14 protein-coding genes and 1 pseudogene are annotated in these 15,861 nt (G+C 68.6%); 7 read left to right on the top strand and 8 right to left on the bottom strand.

What is annotated here, in order from left to right; genetic code table 11:
- Positions 1-346: 346 nt before the first annotated feature.
- Positions 347-1,459, top strand: coding sequence for a catalase family protein (locus ACIGXP_RS01725; RefSeq protein WP_399762930.1), 1,113 nt, complete (start codon positions 347-349; stop codon positions 1,457-1,459).
- 181 nt (positions 1,460-1,640) lie between these two features.
- On the opposite strand, the gene ACIGXP_RS01720 is transcribed toward ACIGXP_RS01725, so the two are convergent.
- Positions 1,641-2,240: an aldehyde dehydrogenase family protein gene (locus tag ACIGXP_RS01720; RefSeq protein ID WP_399762928.1), complete on the bottom strand. Its 600-nt coding sequence runs from the start codon at positions 2,238-2,240 to the stop codon at positions 1,641-1,643.
- 83 nt (positions 2,241-2,323) lie between these two features.
- Between ACIGXP_RS01720 and ACIGXP_RS01715 the strand changes: the two genes are divergently transcribed.
- The 4 genes from ACIGXP_RS01715 to ACIGXP_RS01700 all read left to right on the top strand — a co-directional run bounded on the left by ACIGXP_RS01715 (position 2,324) and on the right by ACIGXP_RS01700 (position 5,557).
- Positions 2,324-2,980, top strand: a complete 657-nt coding sequence (locus ACIGXP_RS01715) for a response regulator transcription factor (RefSeq protein WP_399762927.1) — start codon at positions 2,324-2,326, stop codon at positions 2,978-2,980.
- Entirely contained in the window at positions 2,977-4,149 is a 1,173-nt protein-coding gene (locus ACIGXP_RS01710; protein ID WP_399762925.1) for a sensor histidine kinase, read from the top strand. The genes ACIGXP_RS01715 and ACIGXP_RS01710 overlap by 4 nt, the downstream gene beginning before the upstream one ends.
- Positions 4,150-4,197: 48 nt before the next feature.
- Positions 4,198-4,926 (top strand): DUF3152 domain-containing protein, encoded by a 729-nt coding sequence (locus tag ACIGXP_RS01705; RefSeq protein ID WP_399762923.1) that lies wholly within the window; start codon positions 4,198-4,200, stop codon positions 4,924-4,926.
- Positions 4,927-5,170: 244 nt separating this feature from the next.
- On the top strand, positions 5,171-5,557 hold the full coding sequence (locus ACIGXP_RS01700; protein ID WP_399762921.1) for a VanZ family protein: 387 nt from the start codon (positions 5,171-5,173) through the stop codon (positions 5,555-5,557).
- Positions 5,558-5,592: 35 nt separating this feature from the next.
- On the opposite strand, the gene ACIGXP_RS01695 is transcribed toward ACIGXP_RS01700, so the two are convergent.
- From ACIGXP_RS01695 to ACIGXP_RS01665, 7 genes are all read right to left on the bottom strand, one after another.
- Positions 5,593-5,925, bottom strand: a complete 333-nt coding sequence (locus tag ACIGXP_RS01695) for a putative quinol monooxygenase (protein WP_399762919.1) — start codon at positions 5,923-5,925, stop codon at positions 5,593-5,595.
- Positions 5,926-6,147: 222 nt separating this feature from the next.
- Positions 6,148-7,227, bottom strand: coding sequence for an ABC transporter ATP-binding protein (locus tag ACIGXP_RS01690; RefSeq protein WP_399762918.1), 1,080 nt, complete (start codon positions 7,225-7,227; stop codon positions 6,148-6,150).
- A gap of 1 nt (position 7,228) precedes the next feature.
- On the bottom strand, positions 7,229-8,326 hold the full coding sequence (locus tag ACIGXP_RS01685; protein ID WP_399762916.1) for an ABC transporter ATP-binding protein: 1,098 nt from the start codon (positions 8,324-8,326) through the stop codon (positions 7,229-7,231).
- Entirely contained in the window at positions 8,323-9,132 is an 810-nt protein-coding gene (locus tag ACIGXP_RS01680) for a carbohydrate ABC transporter permease (RefSeq protein WP_399762915.1), read from the bottom strand. Before ACIGXP_RS01680 ends, ACIGXP_RS01685 begins: the two co-directional genes overlap by 4 nt.
- A gap of 32 nt (positions 9,133-9,164) precedes the next feature.
- On the bottom strand, positions 9,165-10,043 hold the full coding sequence (locus ACIGXP_RS01675) for a carbohydrate ABC transporter permease (RefSeq protein WP_399762913.1): 879 nt from the start codon (positions 10,041-10,043) through the stop codon (positions 9,165-9,167).
- An 81-nt stretch (positions 10,044-10,124) separates the two neighbouring features.
- Positions 10,125-11,390, bottom strand: a complete 1,266-nt coding sequence (locus ACIGXP_RS01670) for an ABC transporter substrate-binding protein (RefSeq protein ID WP_399762911.1) — start codon at positions 11,388-11,390, stop codon at positions 10,125-10,127.
- A 356-nt stretch (positions 11,391-11,746) separates the two neighbouring features.
- Positions 11,747-12,772: an NAD(P)-dependent alcohol dehydrogenase gene (locus ACIGXP_RS01665; protein WP_399762909.1), complete on the bottom strand. Its 1,026-nt coding sequence runs from the start codon at positions 12,770-12,772 to the stop codon at positions 11,747-11,749.
- Between the two features lie 183 nt (positions 12,773-12,955).
- Between ACIGXP_RS01665 and ACIGXP_RS01660 the strand changes: the two genes are divergently transcribed.
- Positions 12,956-14,740: a sigma-54-dependent Fis family transcriptional regulator gene (locus ACIGXP_RS01660; RefSeq protein ID WP_399762907.1), complete on the top strand. Its 1,785-nt coding sequence runs from the start codon at positions 12,956-12,958 to the stop codon at positions 14,738-14,740.
- 84 nt (positions 14,741-14,824) lie between these two features.
- A pseudogene (locus ACIGXP_RS01655) lies at positions 14,825-14,950 on the top strand (transposase); the annotation flags it as partial.
- Between the last annotated feature and the right edge of the window lie 911 nt (positions 14,951-15,861).

Below are 15,861 nucleotides of genomic sequence, written 5' to 3'. Positions count from 1 at the left end.
AGTCCGCTCAGGGTTGGCGTCGTCGCTGCGCACCCGGTCCTCCTCAGCTTGTCTTGTTCCTGACGGGCCAAGGGCGCCCCGGTGGCGGGTCTCCCTGCTTCTTCTCTCTGGGAGGGCAATACGTAGGCCGCGCGGCCTTGTCTTCATCTGGCGCCGGTATGTAACCCACGCCTCAGTCAAAGCCCGGCCGGTGGTCCAGTTGCATGTCTCGGCCTACCGGGCCCGGTCGCCTTCACGGAGCGGGTGGGCTGCCGCGGGCACGTGTGATAGCCCACAGTTACGTTGTGCACAATCAAATTGCGTACTAGCGTCTGTGGACACTGCACCACGACAGGGAGGCGGCATCATGAAGCCCGTCCGCTACGAGGAATACCGTCCCACCGAACGTCCGTCCTACGAGGAGGAGATGGAGGCAGTTGTCGCCCAGGTGGCACGTCGTACTCGCGCCTCGGTCGAGCGCGAAACCGTCGGCCGAGCTGTTCGCGCCGCTCACGCAAAGACCTACGGCCTCCTCAAGGCCACGGTCACGGTCGGTGACAACCCTGGCTTCTACGGGCAGGGAATCTTCGCCCGGCCGACCGCGTACGACGCCGTCGTCCGCTACTCGAACGGCTTGGGCCACGACCGCCCCGACCACCAGCTGGGCGCGGCGTGCGGAATGGGCATCAAGCTGTTCGGGGTTGCCGGCCCCTCACTGCTGGACGACGAACGAGACAGCGGCACCTTCGACCTCAACCTGATCAACAACGAGGTCTTCTTCGCGAACACCGCCTACGACTACATGGTGATCGAGGATTTGTTCGCCGAACTGCCCGAGGCCCTGGTGGACCCGGCCCGCCGCAAGACCTGGATGGCGGATTTCCTGACCCGCCGACAGACGCTCACCGATCCCGACAGCTGGCTGTGGGACGAACTGCTCGCCATGCTGTCGTTCACTGCCGTTCCGCGCAGGAACCTGCTGTCGTACACCTACAACAGCATGGGCGCCTTCCGGTACGGCGACCACATCGCCAAAATCCGTACCGTGCCGACGGCCGCGTCCCTGGCCTCCCTCACGCACCCGATCGTGGATGTGCGCGCGGACAACGAGGCATTCCGCCGCACCCTGGTGGCCGAGGCCGCGGAGCGAGACCACTCCTTCGAGCTCCAGGTCCAGCTCAACACCGATCTGGCCCGGATGCCGGTGGACAACACGTCCGTCAAGTGGCCCGAGGACCTGTCCCCCTGGGTGACGGTCGCCCGGGTGGATCTCCCGCGCCAGGACATCGGCGGGCGCGACAACCTGGCGGCCGCCGACGCCACGTCGATCACGCCGTGGCGATCACGCGAGGAACACCGGCCCATCGGCGAGATCCAGCGGGTGCGGCAGGAGGTGTACCGGCGCTCGTCCATCGAACGGCACCGCATCAACGGACAAGAACGGCGTGAACCGGGCGGCAGCGCTGAGCTGCTGGGCTGAGCTTTTCGCCGCCACGCCGGGGCAGCCGCCGTCGTCGGGCCGCAGGAGCATCCTGTCCACCACGACATGCGATCGACTGCTGCGCCGCGACGATCGCGTTCACCGGCTGCTCTGCCCGGCCGTGGCACGCAGCTCCGCGACTCCCCGGAGCTGCGTGCCCGATGCGCCGTCGGAGCCACGCTCAGGCGTGGACGGCCTTGGTCTGCAGAAACTCCTCCAGTCCGTAGCGGCCGAGTTCGCGGCCGTTGCCGGACTGCTTGCAGCCGCCGAACGGAGCGAGCAGGTCGATCTGCGTGCCGTTGATCTGGATCTGGCCGGCGTGGACCCGGCGGGCGATTGCCGCGGCTCTTTCGGGGTCGGCGGACCAGACGGCTCCGGAGAGCCCGTAGATGGAGTCGTTGGCGATGCGTACGGCGTCCTCCTCGTCGGTGTAGGGAAGGATGCAGAGCACGGGGCCGAAGATCTCCTGGCGGGCGATGGACATGTCCGGCCGGACGTCGGCGAAGACGGTCGGCTGCACGTGGTAGCCCGTGTCGAGTCCGGTGGGAGCTTCCGGGCCGCCGGTCACCAGGCGGGCTCCGTCGGCCATGCCCTCGGCGATGCAGCTTCGTACGCGCTGCCGCTGCTCGTGGGAGATCAGCGGTCCCATCGTGGTCTGCTCGGACAGCGGATCGCCCACGACGCAGTCGTCGGCGGCCCCGGCCGCCAGGTCGACGGCTTCGTCGTACTGGCTGGTGTGCACCGCGGGTCGAGCGTGCGAGTGAACGCGCGTTCCCTCCATGCCGTCTCCTCTGTACGGGTACGGGTGCTCGCCCACCGCGGGCATCCGGAGTACGACGTCGGGGGACGAGGGGTGAGGACGGCATGCGGGTTCTGGTCGTGGAGGACGAGGAGATGCTTGCCGACGCCATTGCCCGGGGACTGCGGCAGGAGGCGTTCGCAGTGGACGTCGTACACGACGGAGAGGCGGCCCTGGAACGCCTGGCCGTCAACGCGTACGACGTGCTGGTGCTCGACCGTGACCTGCCCAGGCTGCACGGCGACGAGGTGTGCCGGCGCACCGCCGACTCCGGCAGCGACGTGCGGATCCTGATGCTGACCGTGTCGACGACCGTCGCCGAGAAGGTCGCCGGGCTCAGCATCGGTGCCGACGACTACCTCGCCAAGCCCTTCGCCTTCGCGGAACTGGTCGCTCGCATCCGTGCACTGGGCCGCCGCGCGCGGCCCCCGCAGCCGCCGGTACTGGAGCGCTCCGGCATCCGGCTCGATCCCCATCTGCGTGAGACGTACCGGGACGGCCGCCACGTCGCCCTGTCCCGAAAGGAGTTCGCGGTACTGGAGGAGCTGCTTCGCGCGGCCGGCGCTCCGGTCTCGGCGGAGACGCTGCTGGAACGCGTCTGGGACGAGAACGTCGACCCGTTCACCACGATCGTCCGAGTCACCGTACGAGGACTGCGCCGCAAACTGGGCGAACCGCAGGTCGTGGAGACCGTCACCGGTGTGGGATACCGCGTCCGATGAGCCCACACGGTTCGCGGACGGATCCCGCCGCACGACCCGGGCTCCCTTGGCGCGGGAGTCTGCGACTGCGCCTGACCGCGGTGTTCGGCCTGCTGTTCTTCGTCGCCGCAGCGGCCGTTCTCGCGGGGGCCGTGATTCTGGTGCGCAACAGCATGCAGTACAGCCTGGACATCGTCTTCTCGCCCGACCACGCCTCCGACAGTGACGCAGGCACCAAGAGCATCCTCATGGATTCGATGCGCAGGAACCTGCTGACCAAGGGCGGTCTGACCGTCCTGGTGGTGGGTGTGCTCGCCACGACGGCCGGCTGGCTCGTGTCCGGACGGTTGCTGCGCCCCCTGCACCAGATCACGTCCACCGCCGAGCGCATCGCCGGGCGGACCCTCCACCGGCGCATCGCCCTCGACCTTCCTCCGGGCGAGGTGAAGCGGCTGGCCGACGCCTTCGACCAGATGCTCGACCGGCTCGACAGTGCCTTCGCGGGCCAGGAACGCTTCATCGCCAACGCGGCTCACGAGCTGAAGACTCCGCTGGTCATCAACCGGACCCTGGTCGAGGTCGCGATGAACCAGCGCGACGTGCCGCCCGAAACCCGGCAGCTGGGTGCCCATCTCCTCGCCGTCAACGCCCGTCACGAGCGCCTCATCGATGCTCTGCTCACTCTCGCCCGTGCCGAGGATGCGCTGACCGACCGCGTTCCGCTGGACCTGGCGGACATCTGCGCGGCCGTCATCGAGGCGGCCGGACCGGAGGCGGCACAGGGGGAGGTGCGCATGGCACAGCGGCTCGCTCCCGCGCCCACCGTCGGCGACCCGATCCTGCTGGAGCAACTCATCCGCAACCTGGTGGAGAACTCGGTGCGCCACAACCGGCGCGGCGGCCAGCTGGAGGTCACCACGCGGCACGGCGCGCGGGGAGTGCAGGTCGAGGTGACCAATACCGGGGCGGTGATCTCCGCGCATGAGATCCCCGTGCTCTTCGAGCCCTTCCGCCGCCTCACCGACCGGATCGGATCGGCGCGCGGCAGCGGCCTGGGCCTGTCCATCGTACGGGCCGTGGCCCAGGCCCATGGCGGCGATGCGGCCGCCGTGCCACGCCCCGGGGGAGGGCTGACCGTGTGCGTGACGCTGCCGGCCAGAGAAGGCAGCGCCGGGACGAGGCGGCCGTGAGAGCCGACGCTCACGCCCGGTTCACACCGAGGTCGGTGCAATGGCCGTATGAGGCACCGCCGTTCAACCAAGGAACATCCGTGGCGTACCGCCGTTCTGCCCGTCGGCGTGCTGGGGGCGCTCCTCGCCTGCCTGTACGTCGTGGCCGGGAATGACGACGGCCGAGGGCAGGCCGTCGCGTCGCCCGGCAGCACCGTCGCCCCGGCCGGGGAGGTCCCGCGAGACGGCAGGGGGACGTTCACCCGTGCCACCGGCAGCTCGGCCGTGTCCGGCGACGGCAAGCCGCTGCGTTACACCGTGGACGTCGAGGACGGCACCGGCCAGGATCCGCAGGCGTTCGCCAGGGAGGTCGACCGCGTCCTGGCGGACCCGCGTGGCTGGACCGCGAGCGGCACCGCCTTCCAACGCGTCGACCGGCCGCCGTACGACTTCGCGGTGCACCTGGCCTCTCCCGCCACGACGGACCGGCTCTGCGCCCGCTTCGGCCTGGACACCGGCGGCGAGGTCAACTGCCAGGGCGGTACCGATGTCGTGGTCAACGTCAAGCGATGGCTGCTGCTGAGCCCCTTCTACCGGGGCCGGTCCGCCACCTATCACGCGCTGATCGTCAACCACGAAGTCGGCCATCGCCTCGGCCGCGGCCACCAGCGCTGTCCCGGCCCGGGGCACCCGGCTCCCGTGATGATGCAGCAGATCAAGGGACTGCACGGCTGCACGCCCAACGCCTGGCCGTTCGACCGCGCAGGCCGTCCCGTCGAAGGCCCCGCCGCCCCCTGAGCCGTGCCGCCGACCCGCACCGGCTCCACCGCTGCCGACCTGAAGGACCCTCCGTGATCGAAGCAGTTCTGCATGCCACCCCGCTGTTCTGGCCCGGGACGCTGCTCTCCGTCCTGGCCGCACTGCTGTGCCGCCACCGGCTCGGCCGATGGCTCGGCGTTGTCCCGTTCACCGCCTTTCTCCTGGTGCTCTCACTCGGCGGCATCGTCACGCTCACCTGCTTCCGAACCTCGACGCCCACTACATGGACAACCTTCGCTACGCCGATCCGGTCTGGCAGACGAGCTGGCACGTTCCCCGGCCTGCCGAACTGGCCACGGTCAACCAGCAGAGCCTGAATGTCGCGCTGTTCGTCCCACTGGGGGTGGCCATCGCCCAGATCCGGCCGAGGACACGTGCCGTGCTGACGGCTGTGGCCGCCGCCACGCTGCCGTTCGGTATCGAGGCCGTGCAGTACGCCGTGCCGTGGCTGCTGCGCGCTGCCGACGCCCAGGACATCGCCGGCAACCTGCTCGGCCTTGCGCTGGGAATGACCGCACTCGCCCTGCCGTTCCCCCGCACCCGCACCCGCACCCGCAGCCGACGGAGCGGGGAGCCGCAGCGGTCGTACCGTGAGCGCACTGCTCGCTGACGCCCGGTGAGGACGCGTCCGGACAGGGCGCGGCGCTAGTCCTGTCCCGGGACCGCCATCTCCCCGAGGAGGGACCAGTCGTCCTGCGGAACGGTCGCGTTGACGATGCGCGGCGTCTCGACCAGATGGGGCGGCAGCGTCTGCTGCGCAGACTTGAAGTGCGCGGACTGCACATGCGCGACCCCGGCCTCGTCGTCACGGAAGGCCTCGACCAGGACGTACTCCGTCGGGTCGTCCACGCTGCGCGACCAGTCGAACCACAGGCAGCCGGGCTCGGCGCGCGTGGCCCGGGTGAAGTCGGCGGCGATCTCGGGCCAGCGGTCGGCGTGCTCGGGACGGACCCGGAACTTGGCGGTGATGAAGATCATGGGATTCCTTCGCTGATGTCTGTGCGTCCTGCATCGAACAGGCGTTGCGTACAGCGGATCGTACGACTCGATGGGCCGTCGTCGGCTCGCCGACCCCACGACAGCGGACGCGTCGCGGCATTCCGCCGTACGGCCGCGGCGCCCCCCGAGCGCCGCGGCGTGCCGTCTGATGGGTGGCCCGCCGTGGCGGGGCGGGCCGGGGGCGGGGGCATGCGACGGTCGTTACGGACGGAGTACCAACTGGCCGTCCACGTACGGAAGGACCTTGGTGCGCGGCAGATGCACGAGCACCTCCTCGCCGACCGGAACTCCCTCCTCGCGTGGCGTCTTGGTCCTGACGAGCTGCCCGGCGACCTCGACCTCCAGCACGCGCTGCGCGCCGTGGTCGCTGACGCCCCGCAGCCGGCCGGGGAAGGTGTTGGGGCCGGGCTCCGGGACGACCTTGACGTACTCGGGCCGGACGCCGACCTGGATCCCGGTCGTGCTCCGGGCGAGGTCCCAGGCAACGGACAGCGTGCGGCCGCCCAGCGCGAAGCGCCCGTCGCTGCGGTCCACGGTCAGGAAGTTCATCGGCGGTGAGCCGATGAAGTAGCCGACGTAGGTGGAGGAGGGCGCCTCGAAGAGCTGCTCGGGGGTGCCCTGCTGTACGGCGCGGCCGTCCTTCATGACCAGCACTTCCTGCGCGAAGCTCATCGCCTCGTACTGGTCGTGCGTCACGTAGATCACCGTGGGCCGGAACTGCTCGGTGATCTCACGGATCCTGCGCCGCAGCGAGAACTTCAGCTGCGGGTCGATGACAGTGAGCGGCTCGTCCATCAGTACGGCCGCCACGTCGTCCCGGACCAGGCCGCGGCCGAGTGAGATCAGCTGCTTGTCGTCGGCGGTGAGCCCGCGGGCGGGCTGCCTGAGCCGGTCGTGCAGGTCCAGGGCCTCGGCGACCTGCCGGACCTTGGCGTCGATCCGCGCCTTGTCCCAGCGCCGGCACTGCAGCGGGAAGGCGAGGTTGTCGTAGACCGTCATCGACTTGTAGATGACGGGGAACTGGAAGACCTGGGCGATGTTGCGGGCCTTGGCGGGCAGGGCGGTGACGTCGACGCCGTCGAACAGCACCTGTCCCCGCGAGGGTCTGATCAGGCCGGACAGGATGTTCAGCAGCGTCGTCTTGCCGCAGCCCGAAGGGCCGACCAGCGCATAGGTCCTGCCGGAGTCGAAGGTGAGATTCAGCGGTTTGAGAGCCCACCGCTCCTCCTCGACGCCCGGCGCGTACGCGTGTCCGACGTCGACGATGTCCAGCTGCGCCATGTCAACGCCCTTCCACTGAAGCCACTGAAGCGAGATCGTTCGAAGGTGTCCGCACGAGCGTCCCCTGCTCGTCGAAGGCGAACAGCCGGTCGGGACGGAGCCGGAGCGTGACCAGGTCGCCGAGGGCGACGTCGTGGATGCCCTCGATCTGTACGACGAAGGGCGTCTCGCCGACGACCACGTGCACGAAGGTCTCGGAGCCGGAGATCTCCACGAAGGTGACTTGGCCCTCGACCCCGCTGGAGGCCAGGCTGACATCGGTGGCGCGCAGGCCGAACTGGTAGGCACCGTCGGGCAGGTCGGCCAGGTGCGCGGAGACGTGCGTGGCCTGGAAGCCGGCCACCGTGACCCGGCCGCCCTCGAGCCGGCCCGGGAAGGTGTTCATGGGCGGGTCGTTGATGATGGACGCCACCGTGGTCGTCGCCGGGCGATCGAAGACCTCCTGCGGGGTGCCGGTCTGCAGGATCCGCCCCTCGTGCATGACCAGGACCACGTCCCCGAGCATCATCGCCTCGGCGGGTTCGGTGGTCGTGTAGATGACGATCGTGTCGCCCCGGTCCGAGAAGAGAGCCTTGAACTCGTCGCGCAGTTGTTCGCGCAACTTGTAGTCCAGGTTCGCCAGTGGCTCGTCGAGCAGGAGGATGCCGGTACCGCGGGCCAGGGCGCGAGCCATCGCGACGCGCTGCTGCTGGCCGCCGGAGAGCTGGGAGGGCTTGCGCCTCTCGAAGTCCGCGAGCCCCACGCTCGCCAGGCTCTGCCGGACCCGTCGCTGGATCTCCTCCCGTGACAGCCCGGCCCGCTTCAGCGGAAAGGCCACGTTGTGGAACACGTCGAGATGCGGGTAGTTGATGAACTGCTGGTAGACCATGGCGGTGTCGCGCCGCCACACCGGCGTCTTCAGGAAGTCGGTTCCCGCCCGGGTCAGCGAGCCGGAGTCCACTTTCTGCAGGCCGGCCAGGGCCCGCAGCAGCGTCGTCTTCCCGGCCATCGTCCGGCCGATGACGGTGTGGAGCCGTCCCGGCTGGAAGGTGGCGGTCACGTTCCTGAGGTGGTCGACGCCGTCGACGGTCAGGCACAGATCAGTGGCGCTGAGGTTCATCGGACCGCTCCCGACAGGTTCCCCTTGGACAGATAGCGCTCCACCCAGAGGGCGAGCAGGATCAGCGGTGCCACGCCGAAGAGCGCGGCGGCGGACAGCGTCCACCACGGTGGTATGGAGGAGTTGAGGGCGACGACCGCCTGGGGCAGCGTCTGGACCTCGGTGAAGGTCAGCCGGAAGGCGAAGAAGAAGTCGTTCCAGCCGAACACGGCGCAGAACATCGCCGCCACGGTCAGCCCGGGCAGGGAGTTCGGCAGGATCGCCCGTACGAAGGTCTGGAACGGGGGGCAGCCGTCCAGCATGGCCATCTCGTCGATCTCCCGGGGGATGCCGTCGAAGAAGTCCACCATCACCCAGACCGCGATCGGCAGCAGCAGCGCGACCGTCACGATGACCAGGCCCGGGATGCTGTCCAGGAGGCCGCCCCACTGCAGGAGGGAGAAGAAGGGGATCACCAGGACGACGGGCGGCATGATCCGTTGGGAGACGAAGAAGAAGACGATGTCGCTGTTCTTGATGAAGCCCAGCCTGAACCGGTACCGGGACAGCGCGTAGGCGGCCAGGGACCCCAGGGCCAGGCTGATGGCGGACGCGGCGATGGTGATGATCGCGCTGTTGACGAAGGGATCGATCACATCGATGCCGCCGGCTCCGCCGAAGATGTTGCGCCAGCCGGTGAGGGTGGGCTTGTACTGCACCCAGGGGACGTAGGTGGGACCGCCCTGGACGGCGTTGGCGTCCTTGAAACTGGTCGTCATCGCCCAGAGGAACGGTCCCGCGACGAAGGAGGCCCACAGGGTGATCACGGTGTATTTGAATACGGGATAAAGGCGCGACCTCATGAGTCCCCCTTCAGCTTGAAGGCCCTGGTGAGCAGAGCGGCGACGACCGTGAGGCTGACGATCATCAGGACGAGATAGGTCAGGGACATCGCCCCGCTGTACCCGGTCTGCTGATCGCGGAGCCCCTGGATGTACAGGTAGTAGCCCGGCGTCTCCGTGGAGGACCCCGGCCCGCCGGACGTCAGTACGTAGACGCTGTCGGAGATCTTCGACGCCTCGATCAGCCGGATGATGATCGCCGCGACCGAGACCGGTGCCATCAGCGGGAAGGTCACCTTCCAGAAGGTGCGCCAGGTGCCGGCGCCGTCGATCGCGGCGGCCATGAACGGTTCCTTGGGAAGGCTGAGCAGGCCTGCCAGCAGCAGCAGGAACATGAAGGGCGTCCACTGCCAGACCTCGACGGTCATCAGCGCGACCAGCGCCGGACCGGACTCGGTGAGCCAGGGAATCTTCGTCAGGCCCAGCATCCCCAGCAGATCGTTCAGCGGCCCCAGCGACTCATGGAAGATCGTCTGCCAGATGGCGGCCATGACCACGGGCGTGGTCATCATGGGGACGAGGAAGAGCACCCGCCAGAATCTGCGGCCGCGCACGTTGCGCCAGACCAGCAGGGCCATGCCGAACCCGATGACGTACTGGATCAGGACCGTGCCGCCCGCCAGCAGGACCAGCCGGGTGATGGAGGCCCAGAACCGGCTGTCGTGCAGCATCGCGGTGTAGTTGGCCCCACCGATGAAGTCCATCCGAGGGTTGCTGACGTTCCAGCCGGAGAAGCTGACGCGGATGGTGAACAGAAGCGGGAAGATGATGATCAGAAAGAGCGTGAGCAGTCCCGGCAGCAGGAACATGCTCTTGTGCCGGCGCAGGCCGTCCATGGTTCTCCTTGCGGAAGAGGGCGGGCGCCGCTGGGTGGCCGGCCGGTCCGGTCCGGCCACCCGGGGCGTCCTCGCGTCGGATCAGGAGTTGTCCTCAAGCGCGACCACGTTGCGATAGGCGCTCTGGACCTTGTCCTTGCCGATCTGGTCCGTGATCTTGGACCATTCCTTTGCCACGTCGTCCAGTGCCTGCTGCGGGGAGCTCTGTCCCGCCAGAGCCGCGGCGACACCGTTGGCCAGCGCGGACATGTACTGGTTGACACCGGGAACGCGCAGGTCGAACACGCGGTTGGTGCTCTTCTCCATGCCGGAGAGCGTGCGCACGTACGACTCGGCGACGTCCTTGTTCCAACCCTGCTTCTCCCAGAACGCCGGGTCGAAGTGGGCGTTGCGGTAGGGGTTGACACCGAATCGGCCGATGGTCAGGTCGAGTGCGGCGTTGGCCTCGTTGCTGAAGAAGCACAGGTAGTCGAAGGCCATCTGCTGGTGGCGCGAGGCCTTGGCCACCGCCGAGGTCCATCCCCACGTGAAGTAGGGCGCCTGATTCGCCTTCTTCTCCCACGACTTCGTGTTCCGGTTGTAGACCTCCGTGGAGCCCGGCAGCGGTGCGGCCTGAACCTTGTTGCGGATCCTGCTGTCCGGCTGCTGGGCCTGGATGAAGGCGTCGTCCCACGAGTAGGACATCAGCGTCTGGCCGCCTCCGAAGGAGAAGATCTCGTCCCCCAGGCCGAAGTTGGCACCGCCGGGTGCCCAGGCCGACTTGGCCTTCACCATGTCGTCGAGGGCGCGGACGAAGCCCGGCGTGTTGATCAGCGGCTTCATGGTCTTGACGTCGAAGAACACTCCGCCCTTGACGTCCGGGTTCTTCACGTACGGCGCCGCACGGCTGATGAACGCGGAGAAGGTCAGGTCGTCGCGCTTGGTCACCTCGGCACTGCCGTAGTTGGGCTTGCCGTCACCGTCGACGTCCTTGCCGCTGAAGAACGTGGCCATCTGCTGGTATTCGGCCCACGTCCTGGGGATTTCCAGGTCCTTGCCCGTGGCCTTCCTGTACTCCGCCTGCCACTTGGGGTCCTTCAGCACATCGGTGCGGACCTTGAGGTAGTGCCGGTCACCGTCCACCGGGTACTGCACGACCTTCCCGTTCCAGGTCGCCACGTCCATGTAGGCCTTGGTGACGTCCTTCATGCCGGGGGTGTCCAGGTACCTCTTCGGCACCGGGGCCAGGTACGGGGCCATGTCGCCGATCCACAGGGACGGGTAGAACATGACGTCGTACGCCGGCTGGCCCGCCTGCAGGGGCGTGAGGATCTTCTGGTGCAGTTCGCCGAAGGGGACGTTGACCACCTCGACCTTCCCGCCGGTGATGTCCTCGAACTGCTTGGCGTGCAGCTGGGTCGGCTCGCCGATGACGGGAACGGCGTGGCTGATGATCTTCAGTGTCTGTCCGGAGTAGTCCTTGCGGCTGATCGACTCATAGCTGCAGGGTCCGGGGACGTCCTTGACCTTCGTCGCCGGGTAGTTCTTGCCGTACTTCCGGTAGCTGATCTCCGAGCCGGGCTTGAAGAGCGCGGCCTTTTCCTTGGGCTTTTCCTGTGCCTGGTTCTGGGCGGTGCATGCGGGTGGCGGTCAGGGCCGCGACGGCCGCGACGGCGACCAGGCCCGTGAACGGTCTGCTGCGCATGGGGCTTTCTCCTGCGGTGTCAGGGAACGAGAACCGCTCGGCCGCGCACGGCGCCGGCGTCCAGGTCGTCGAGGGCCTGCTGGAAGCAGGCGAGGGGGTACCGCTGGGTGTGCAGGGTGACCTTGCCGCGTGCCGCCAGGACCATCAGCTCGGAGAGGTCGTTGTAGGACCCCACGAGGTTGCCGATGAAGTTGATCTCCGTGGAGATGACGTCGATCGTGGGCACGTGGAGGTGGCCGCCGTAGCCGATGACGTAGTAGTTGCCGTTGCGGCGCAGGCAGGCCACGCCCGTCTCGACGGCGCCGCCCTCACCGACGAAGTCGAGGACGGCCTCCGCGCCGTGCCCCGCGGTGAGGTCCCGCACGCGGTCGGCCTCGCTGCCGTCCGCGACGAGCGTGTGGTCGGCGCCGAGTTCCTTGGCCAGCGCGAGGGCCTCGGGGCTGCGGTCGATGACGATCATCTCGACCGGTGAGAGGGCCCGCAGCACCTGAATGCCGATGTGTCCGAGTCCGCCGGCGCCGATGACCACGGCCCTGTCACCGGGCCGCAGCACCCGGGTCGCCTTGGCGACTGCGTGGTACGCCGTGAGCCCGGCGTCGGCCAGGGCCGCCACCGAGGCAGGCTCCAGGGAGGGGGCGAGGGGCACCACCGAGCGGGCGGTGGTCTTCAGGTACTCGGCGTAGCCCCCGTCGGTGTCGATCCCGGGGAAGGCCGAGTTCATGCAGTGCACGTCGTCGCCGGCCCGGCAGGCGCGGCACAGACCGCAGGTCACCAGCGGGTGCAGGATGACCGGATCACCGACCTTGACGTGGGTGACGGCCTGCCCGACCTCCGCGACCCAGCCGGCGTTCTCGTGCCCGATCGTGTACGGAAGGGCGACCCCGCTCTTCTCCTTCCACTGTCCTTCGAGGATGTGCAGATCGGTCCGGCAGACCCCGGCGCCCCCGATCTTCACGATCACATCCAGCGGACCGGTGATCTGCGGGTCCGGCACGTCCACGAGCACGGGCGGCTCGTCGTACTCGATGACCTGCACGGCTTTCATGGCGGCTCCCTGCGAGTCGGCGGGTGAGTGGTGCGCCGATTACACAGGCCGCCGTTCGCAGGTGGATGTCTCAGAATCCGTCCGCGGATGTCTCAATGTGATACACGTCGTAGGCGCCGGCGCGGCCGGGCTGGTCCAATCACTGCACCGAGGAATGTGACGCGCGCCGCACGGGAGTGTTAAATGCCCCGACACCAGCCCGGGAGCTCACTGAGAGCAGCCAGAGAGCTCTATCTGGAAGTCACCAAGGACCCGAGCGCCCGGCCGCTCGTGGTCGCCTCCTGGCAACGCTCGCTCGAGTACAACGTGAAGTCGGGCAGCCTTGACGCGCCTTACCTGGACAACCCCAATCTGGACAGTCCCCTGGCCAGGGCGGCGCTGCCGATCCTGGACAGGCTGCACGAGCAGCTCGCCGACGACCCGGTGTCCACGATGATCACGGACCGGAACGGTGTGGTGCTGTCCCGGAAGGTGTCCCACGAGGGTCTGACGACGCACCTCAACCGCGTGCGTCTGGCCCCGGGCCATGTGTTCGCCGAGCGCTACGTGGGCACCAACGGCATCGGGACCGCGCTGGCCAGCGGCCGGCCGGTCATGATCGCCGGAAGGCAGCACTACGTCGAAGAGCTGCGGAACTTCCACTGCGCGGCCGTACCGATCCTGCACCCCACCCGGCGCACCCTGCTGGGAGCCTTCAACCTCACCACCATCCGTCAGGGCTCCGACGGCATGCTGATGGCCTTCGCCCGCTCGGTCGCGGCCCAGATCGAGGCCGAGATCGCGGCGATCACCTCGCGGCGTGAGCGGGCTCTTTTCCAGGACTACATGGCGGCGTGCTCCTCGGTGCGACCGGGGCCCGTGCTGGCCCTCAACCGCGATGTCGTCATGATGAACGAGCAGCTCAGGGCGGCGGTGACCGGGCCTGACCACTATGCGCTGCTCGACCACGCACGTGAGATCGCCGACGACCCCCGGATGGAGGGGACGCCCAGCATCGCCCTGCCCTCCGGGCGGGTCGCCGAACTCAGGGTCAGTCGCTGTCGGCGCGAGGACAGCGACGCGGGCGCCGTCCTCCGAGTCCGGCTGATCGGGCGCTCCCGGCCCGGCCCCGCGGTTTCCGCCACCCCCGCCCGGCCGGTCCTGGGACTGGTGGGCTGTTCCCCGCAGTGGTTGCGCGCGGTCGCCGACAGCGAAGCGGCGTTCGTCGCCGGAACATGGCTTCATCTCCTCGGCGAAGCCGGCGTCGGCAAGAGAACGCTGGTGGAAGCCCTGCACCGGGCCCATGGCGCCGGACGCCGGCTGGAGATGGCTCAGCCGCCGCTGTCGGATGCACCGGCCGTCACCGAGCGCTGGCTGCACGACATCGGCGAGCTGCTTGCCGTACCTTCCAACGTGCTCGTCCTGCGCGACGTCCACACGCTGGGCGACCAGCTGCGGCAGCGGCTGAGGAGCCTGTTGACGCACCTGGACGGTTCCACTGCGGGGCAATTGGTGATGACCAGCCAACCCTCGATGGTCAGTACCGACGACCAGCCGGACCAGTTCTGCGGTGCCACGGTGGAAGTGCCGCCCCTGCGTCATCGCTACAGGGACATCGAACACCTGGCGCGGCTGTTCCTGCGCAGGTACCGGCCGAGCGGCGAGAGCACCTTCTCCCCTGACGCGCTGTCCCTGCTTCAGCGATGCCCCTGGCCGGAGAACGTCCGGCAGCTGGAGTCGGTGATCCGCGGCCTGGCACGGCGCCCTTCCGGCCGGGTGATCCAGGTGGAGCACCTGCCGCCGGAATGCCGGGTGTCGTCGAACAAGGTCCTGACCACCATCGAGGCGCTGGAACGCGACGCCATTCTGCGTGGATTGATGGACCGCAACTCCAACGTCCAGCGCACCGCGCAGGACCTCGGGATCTCCCGGGCCACCATGTACCGCAAGATGCGCCGTTACGGGATCGTCCCGTCGAGCCTGACCTGACGGGCCGCCGTCGGGCACGGCTGCCCTGGCCCTGCGCCCGGCCGGGGACCATCTGCTGCCTCTGTGGATGCCGCGCGGACGCCCTTCTTCCCCTCGCTGCTGGAGCGCCGCCGCCGGATCGACCGGGCCTTGTATGCGGTGGTGATGGGGGCATACGTGCCCCTGGGTGCGGACACCGGCATCTCCAAGAATGAGGTCTCGCGGATCTGTACCGGGGTGGGCGTCCTGGACCGCGTTCTTGCGCAGCTTGCGCCAGCGGGGCTTTGCGGGGTGCGGTTGGTTGTCTCCGACAGCCAATCCAGCTGGTCAAGGGCATCCGCAAGGTCATGTGCGGTGCCGGCTGGCGGCGAGGCCCTCCCCGGCACCACCGAGGGCTGATCCCTACATCACGGCAGGGGGGACACGACGACTGGAACCGCGCTCTTACGACGCCGGACCATGTGCAGCTCACCCGGCCGCGCGGCAGCCGGGTCAACTCGCCGGGCTGGTCATCAGTGAGCGCCCAGCTGGTTGCCGGGGAGCCGGGGTGCGCGAAGACGTCGCTGCTGTGGAGCCCGCATCGCCAACTGTCGGAGACCGACGGCGTGGAGCCCCTGTTCGTACGCTTCGCGGTTGCGGCCCCACCGCAGGCGTGGGGACTCTTCGATGAGCTGGAGGTAAACCGTCTGTCCGGGGCCTGTCCGGCCCAGGCTCCATTGAAGGGACTCCGAGCCGTACGGCGTGTGGAACGAGTGGCACTGTCTGCGGCCAAGTCGGCCGTGGCTCGATCGCAGGTGAATGCAGTCGATCTGGTTCTCGACCTGCTGGTGCTCTCCGCGGTCCGCCGGGCCGCGGTCCCATCGCGGGCAGACTCAGGTGACGCGTGTGCGCACTGGTGCCGGCCATGGTCCCATGTGATCGGAGGGGGCCGGCACAGGGGAGAAGGGAGATCGCGCTCGATGCTGTCCTCCGGCGTCGACCCGGGGCATGGGCGCCCGATGAACTGCGGGGGTGGCTGTCCGGGGCGCACCGGCTACTGTCAGCTGTCCTCGGCCGGGCCCTCATCCGCTGGGATAAGCTGTAGCAAGAGTTTCAGTGCCCGCCGGCCGTCGCGGCTCAGCCGCCCCCAACGGTGTGGCATG

This window comes from Streptomyces sp. NPDC053069 (genome assembly GCF_044546895.1).
In the GTDB taxonomy this organism is placed as follows: Bacteria; Actinomycetota; Actinomycetes; order Streptomycetales; family Streptomycetaceae; genus Streptomyces.
This window is presented reverse-complemented; position numbering and strand designations above follow the sequence as displayed.

Coding starts and splice junctions, on each gene's coding strand:
- ACIGXP_RS01690 (WP_399762918.1), bottom strand. CDS start 7,227: ATGGCGCAGCTGGACATCGTCGACGTCGGACACGCGTACGCGCCGGGC.
- ACIGXP_RS01675 (WP_399762913.1), bottom strand. CDS start 10,043: ATGGACGGCCTGCGCCGGCACAAGAGCATGTTCCTGCTGCCGGGACTG.
- ACIGXP_RS01695 (WP_399762919.1), bottom strand. CDS start 5,925: ATGATCTTCATCACCGCCAAGTTCCGGGTCCGTCCCGAGCACGCCGAC.
- ACIGXP_RS01710 (WP_399762925.1), top strand. CDS start 2,977: ATGAGCCCACACGGTTCGCGGACGGATCCCGCCGCACGACCCGGGCTC.
- ACIGXP_RS01665 (WP_399762909.1), bottom strand. CDS start 12,772: ATGAAAGCCGTGCAGGTCATCGAGTACGACGAGCCGCCCGTGCTCGTG.
- ACIGXP_RS01700 (WP_399762921.1), top strand. CDS start 5,171: ATGGACAACCTTCGCTACGCCGATCCGGTCTGGCAGACGAGCTGGCAC.
- ACIGXP_RS01725 (WP_399762930.1), top strand. CDS start 347: ATGAAGCCCGTCCGCTACGAGGAATACCGTCCCACCGAACGTCCGTCC.
- ACIGXP_RS01720 (WP_399762928.1), bottom strand. CDS start 2,240: ATGGAGGGAACGCGCGTTCACTCGCACGCTCGACCCGCGGTGCACACC.
- ACIGXP_RS01705 (WP_399762923.1), top strand. CDS start 4,198: ATGAGGCACCGCCGTTCAACCAAGGAACATCCGTGGCGTACCGCCGTT.
- ACIGXP_RS01715 (WP_399762927.1), top strand. CDS start 2,324: ATGCGGGTTCTGGTCGTGGAGGACGAGGAGATGCTTGCCGACGCCATT.
- ACIGXP_RS01660 (WP_399762907.1), top strand. CDS start 12,956: ATGCCCCGACACCAGCCCGGGAGCTCACTGAGAGCAGCCAGAGAGCTC.
- ACIGXP_RS01685 (WP_399762916.1), bottom strand. CDS start 8,326: ATGAACCTCAGCGCCACTGATCTGTGCCTGACCGTCGACGGCGTCGAC.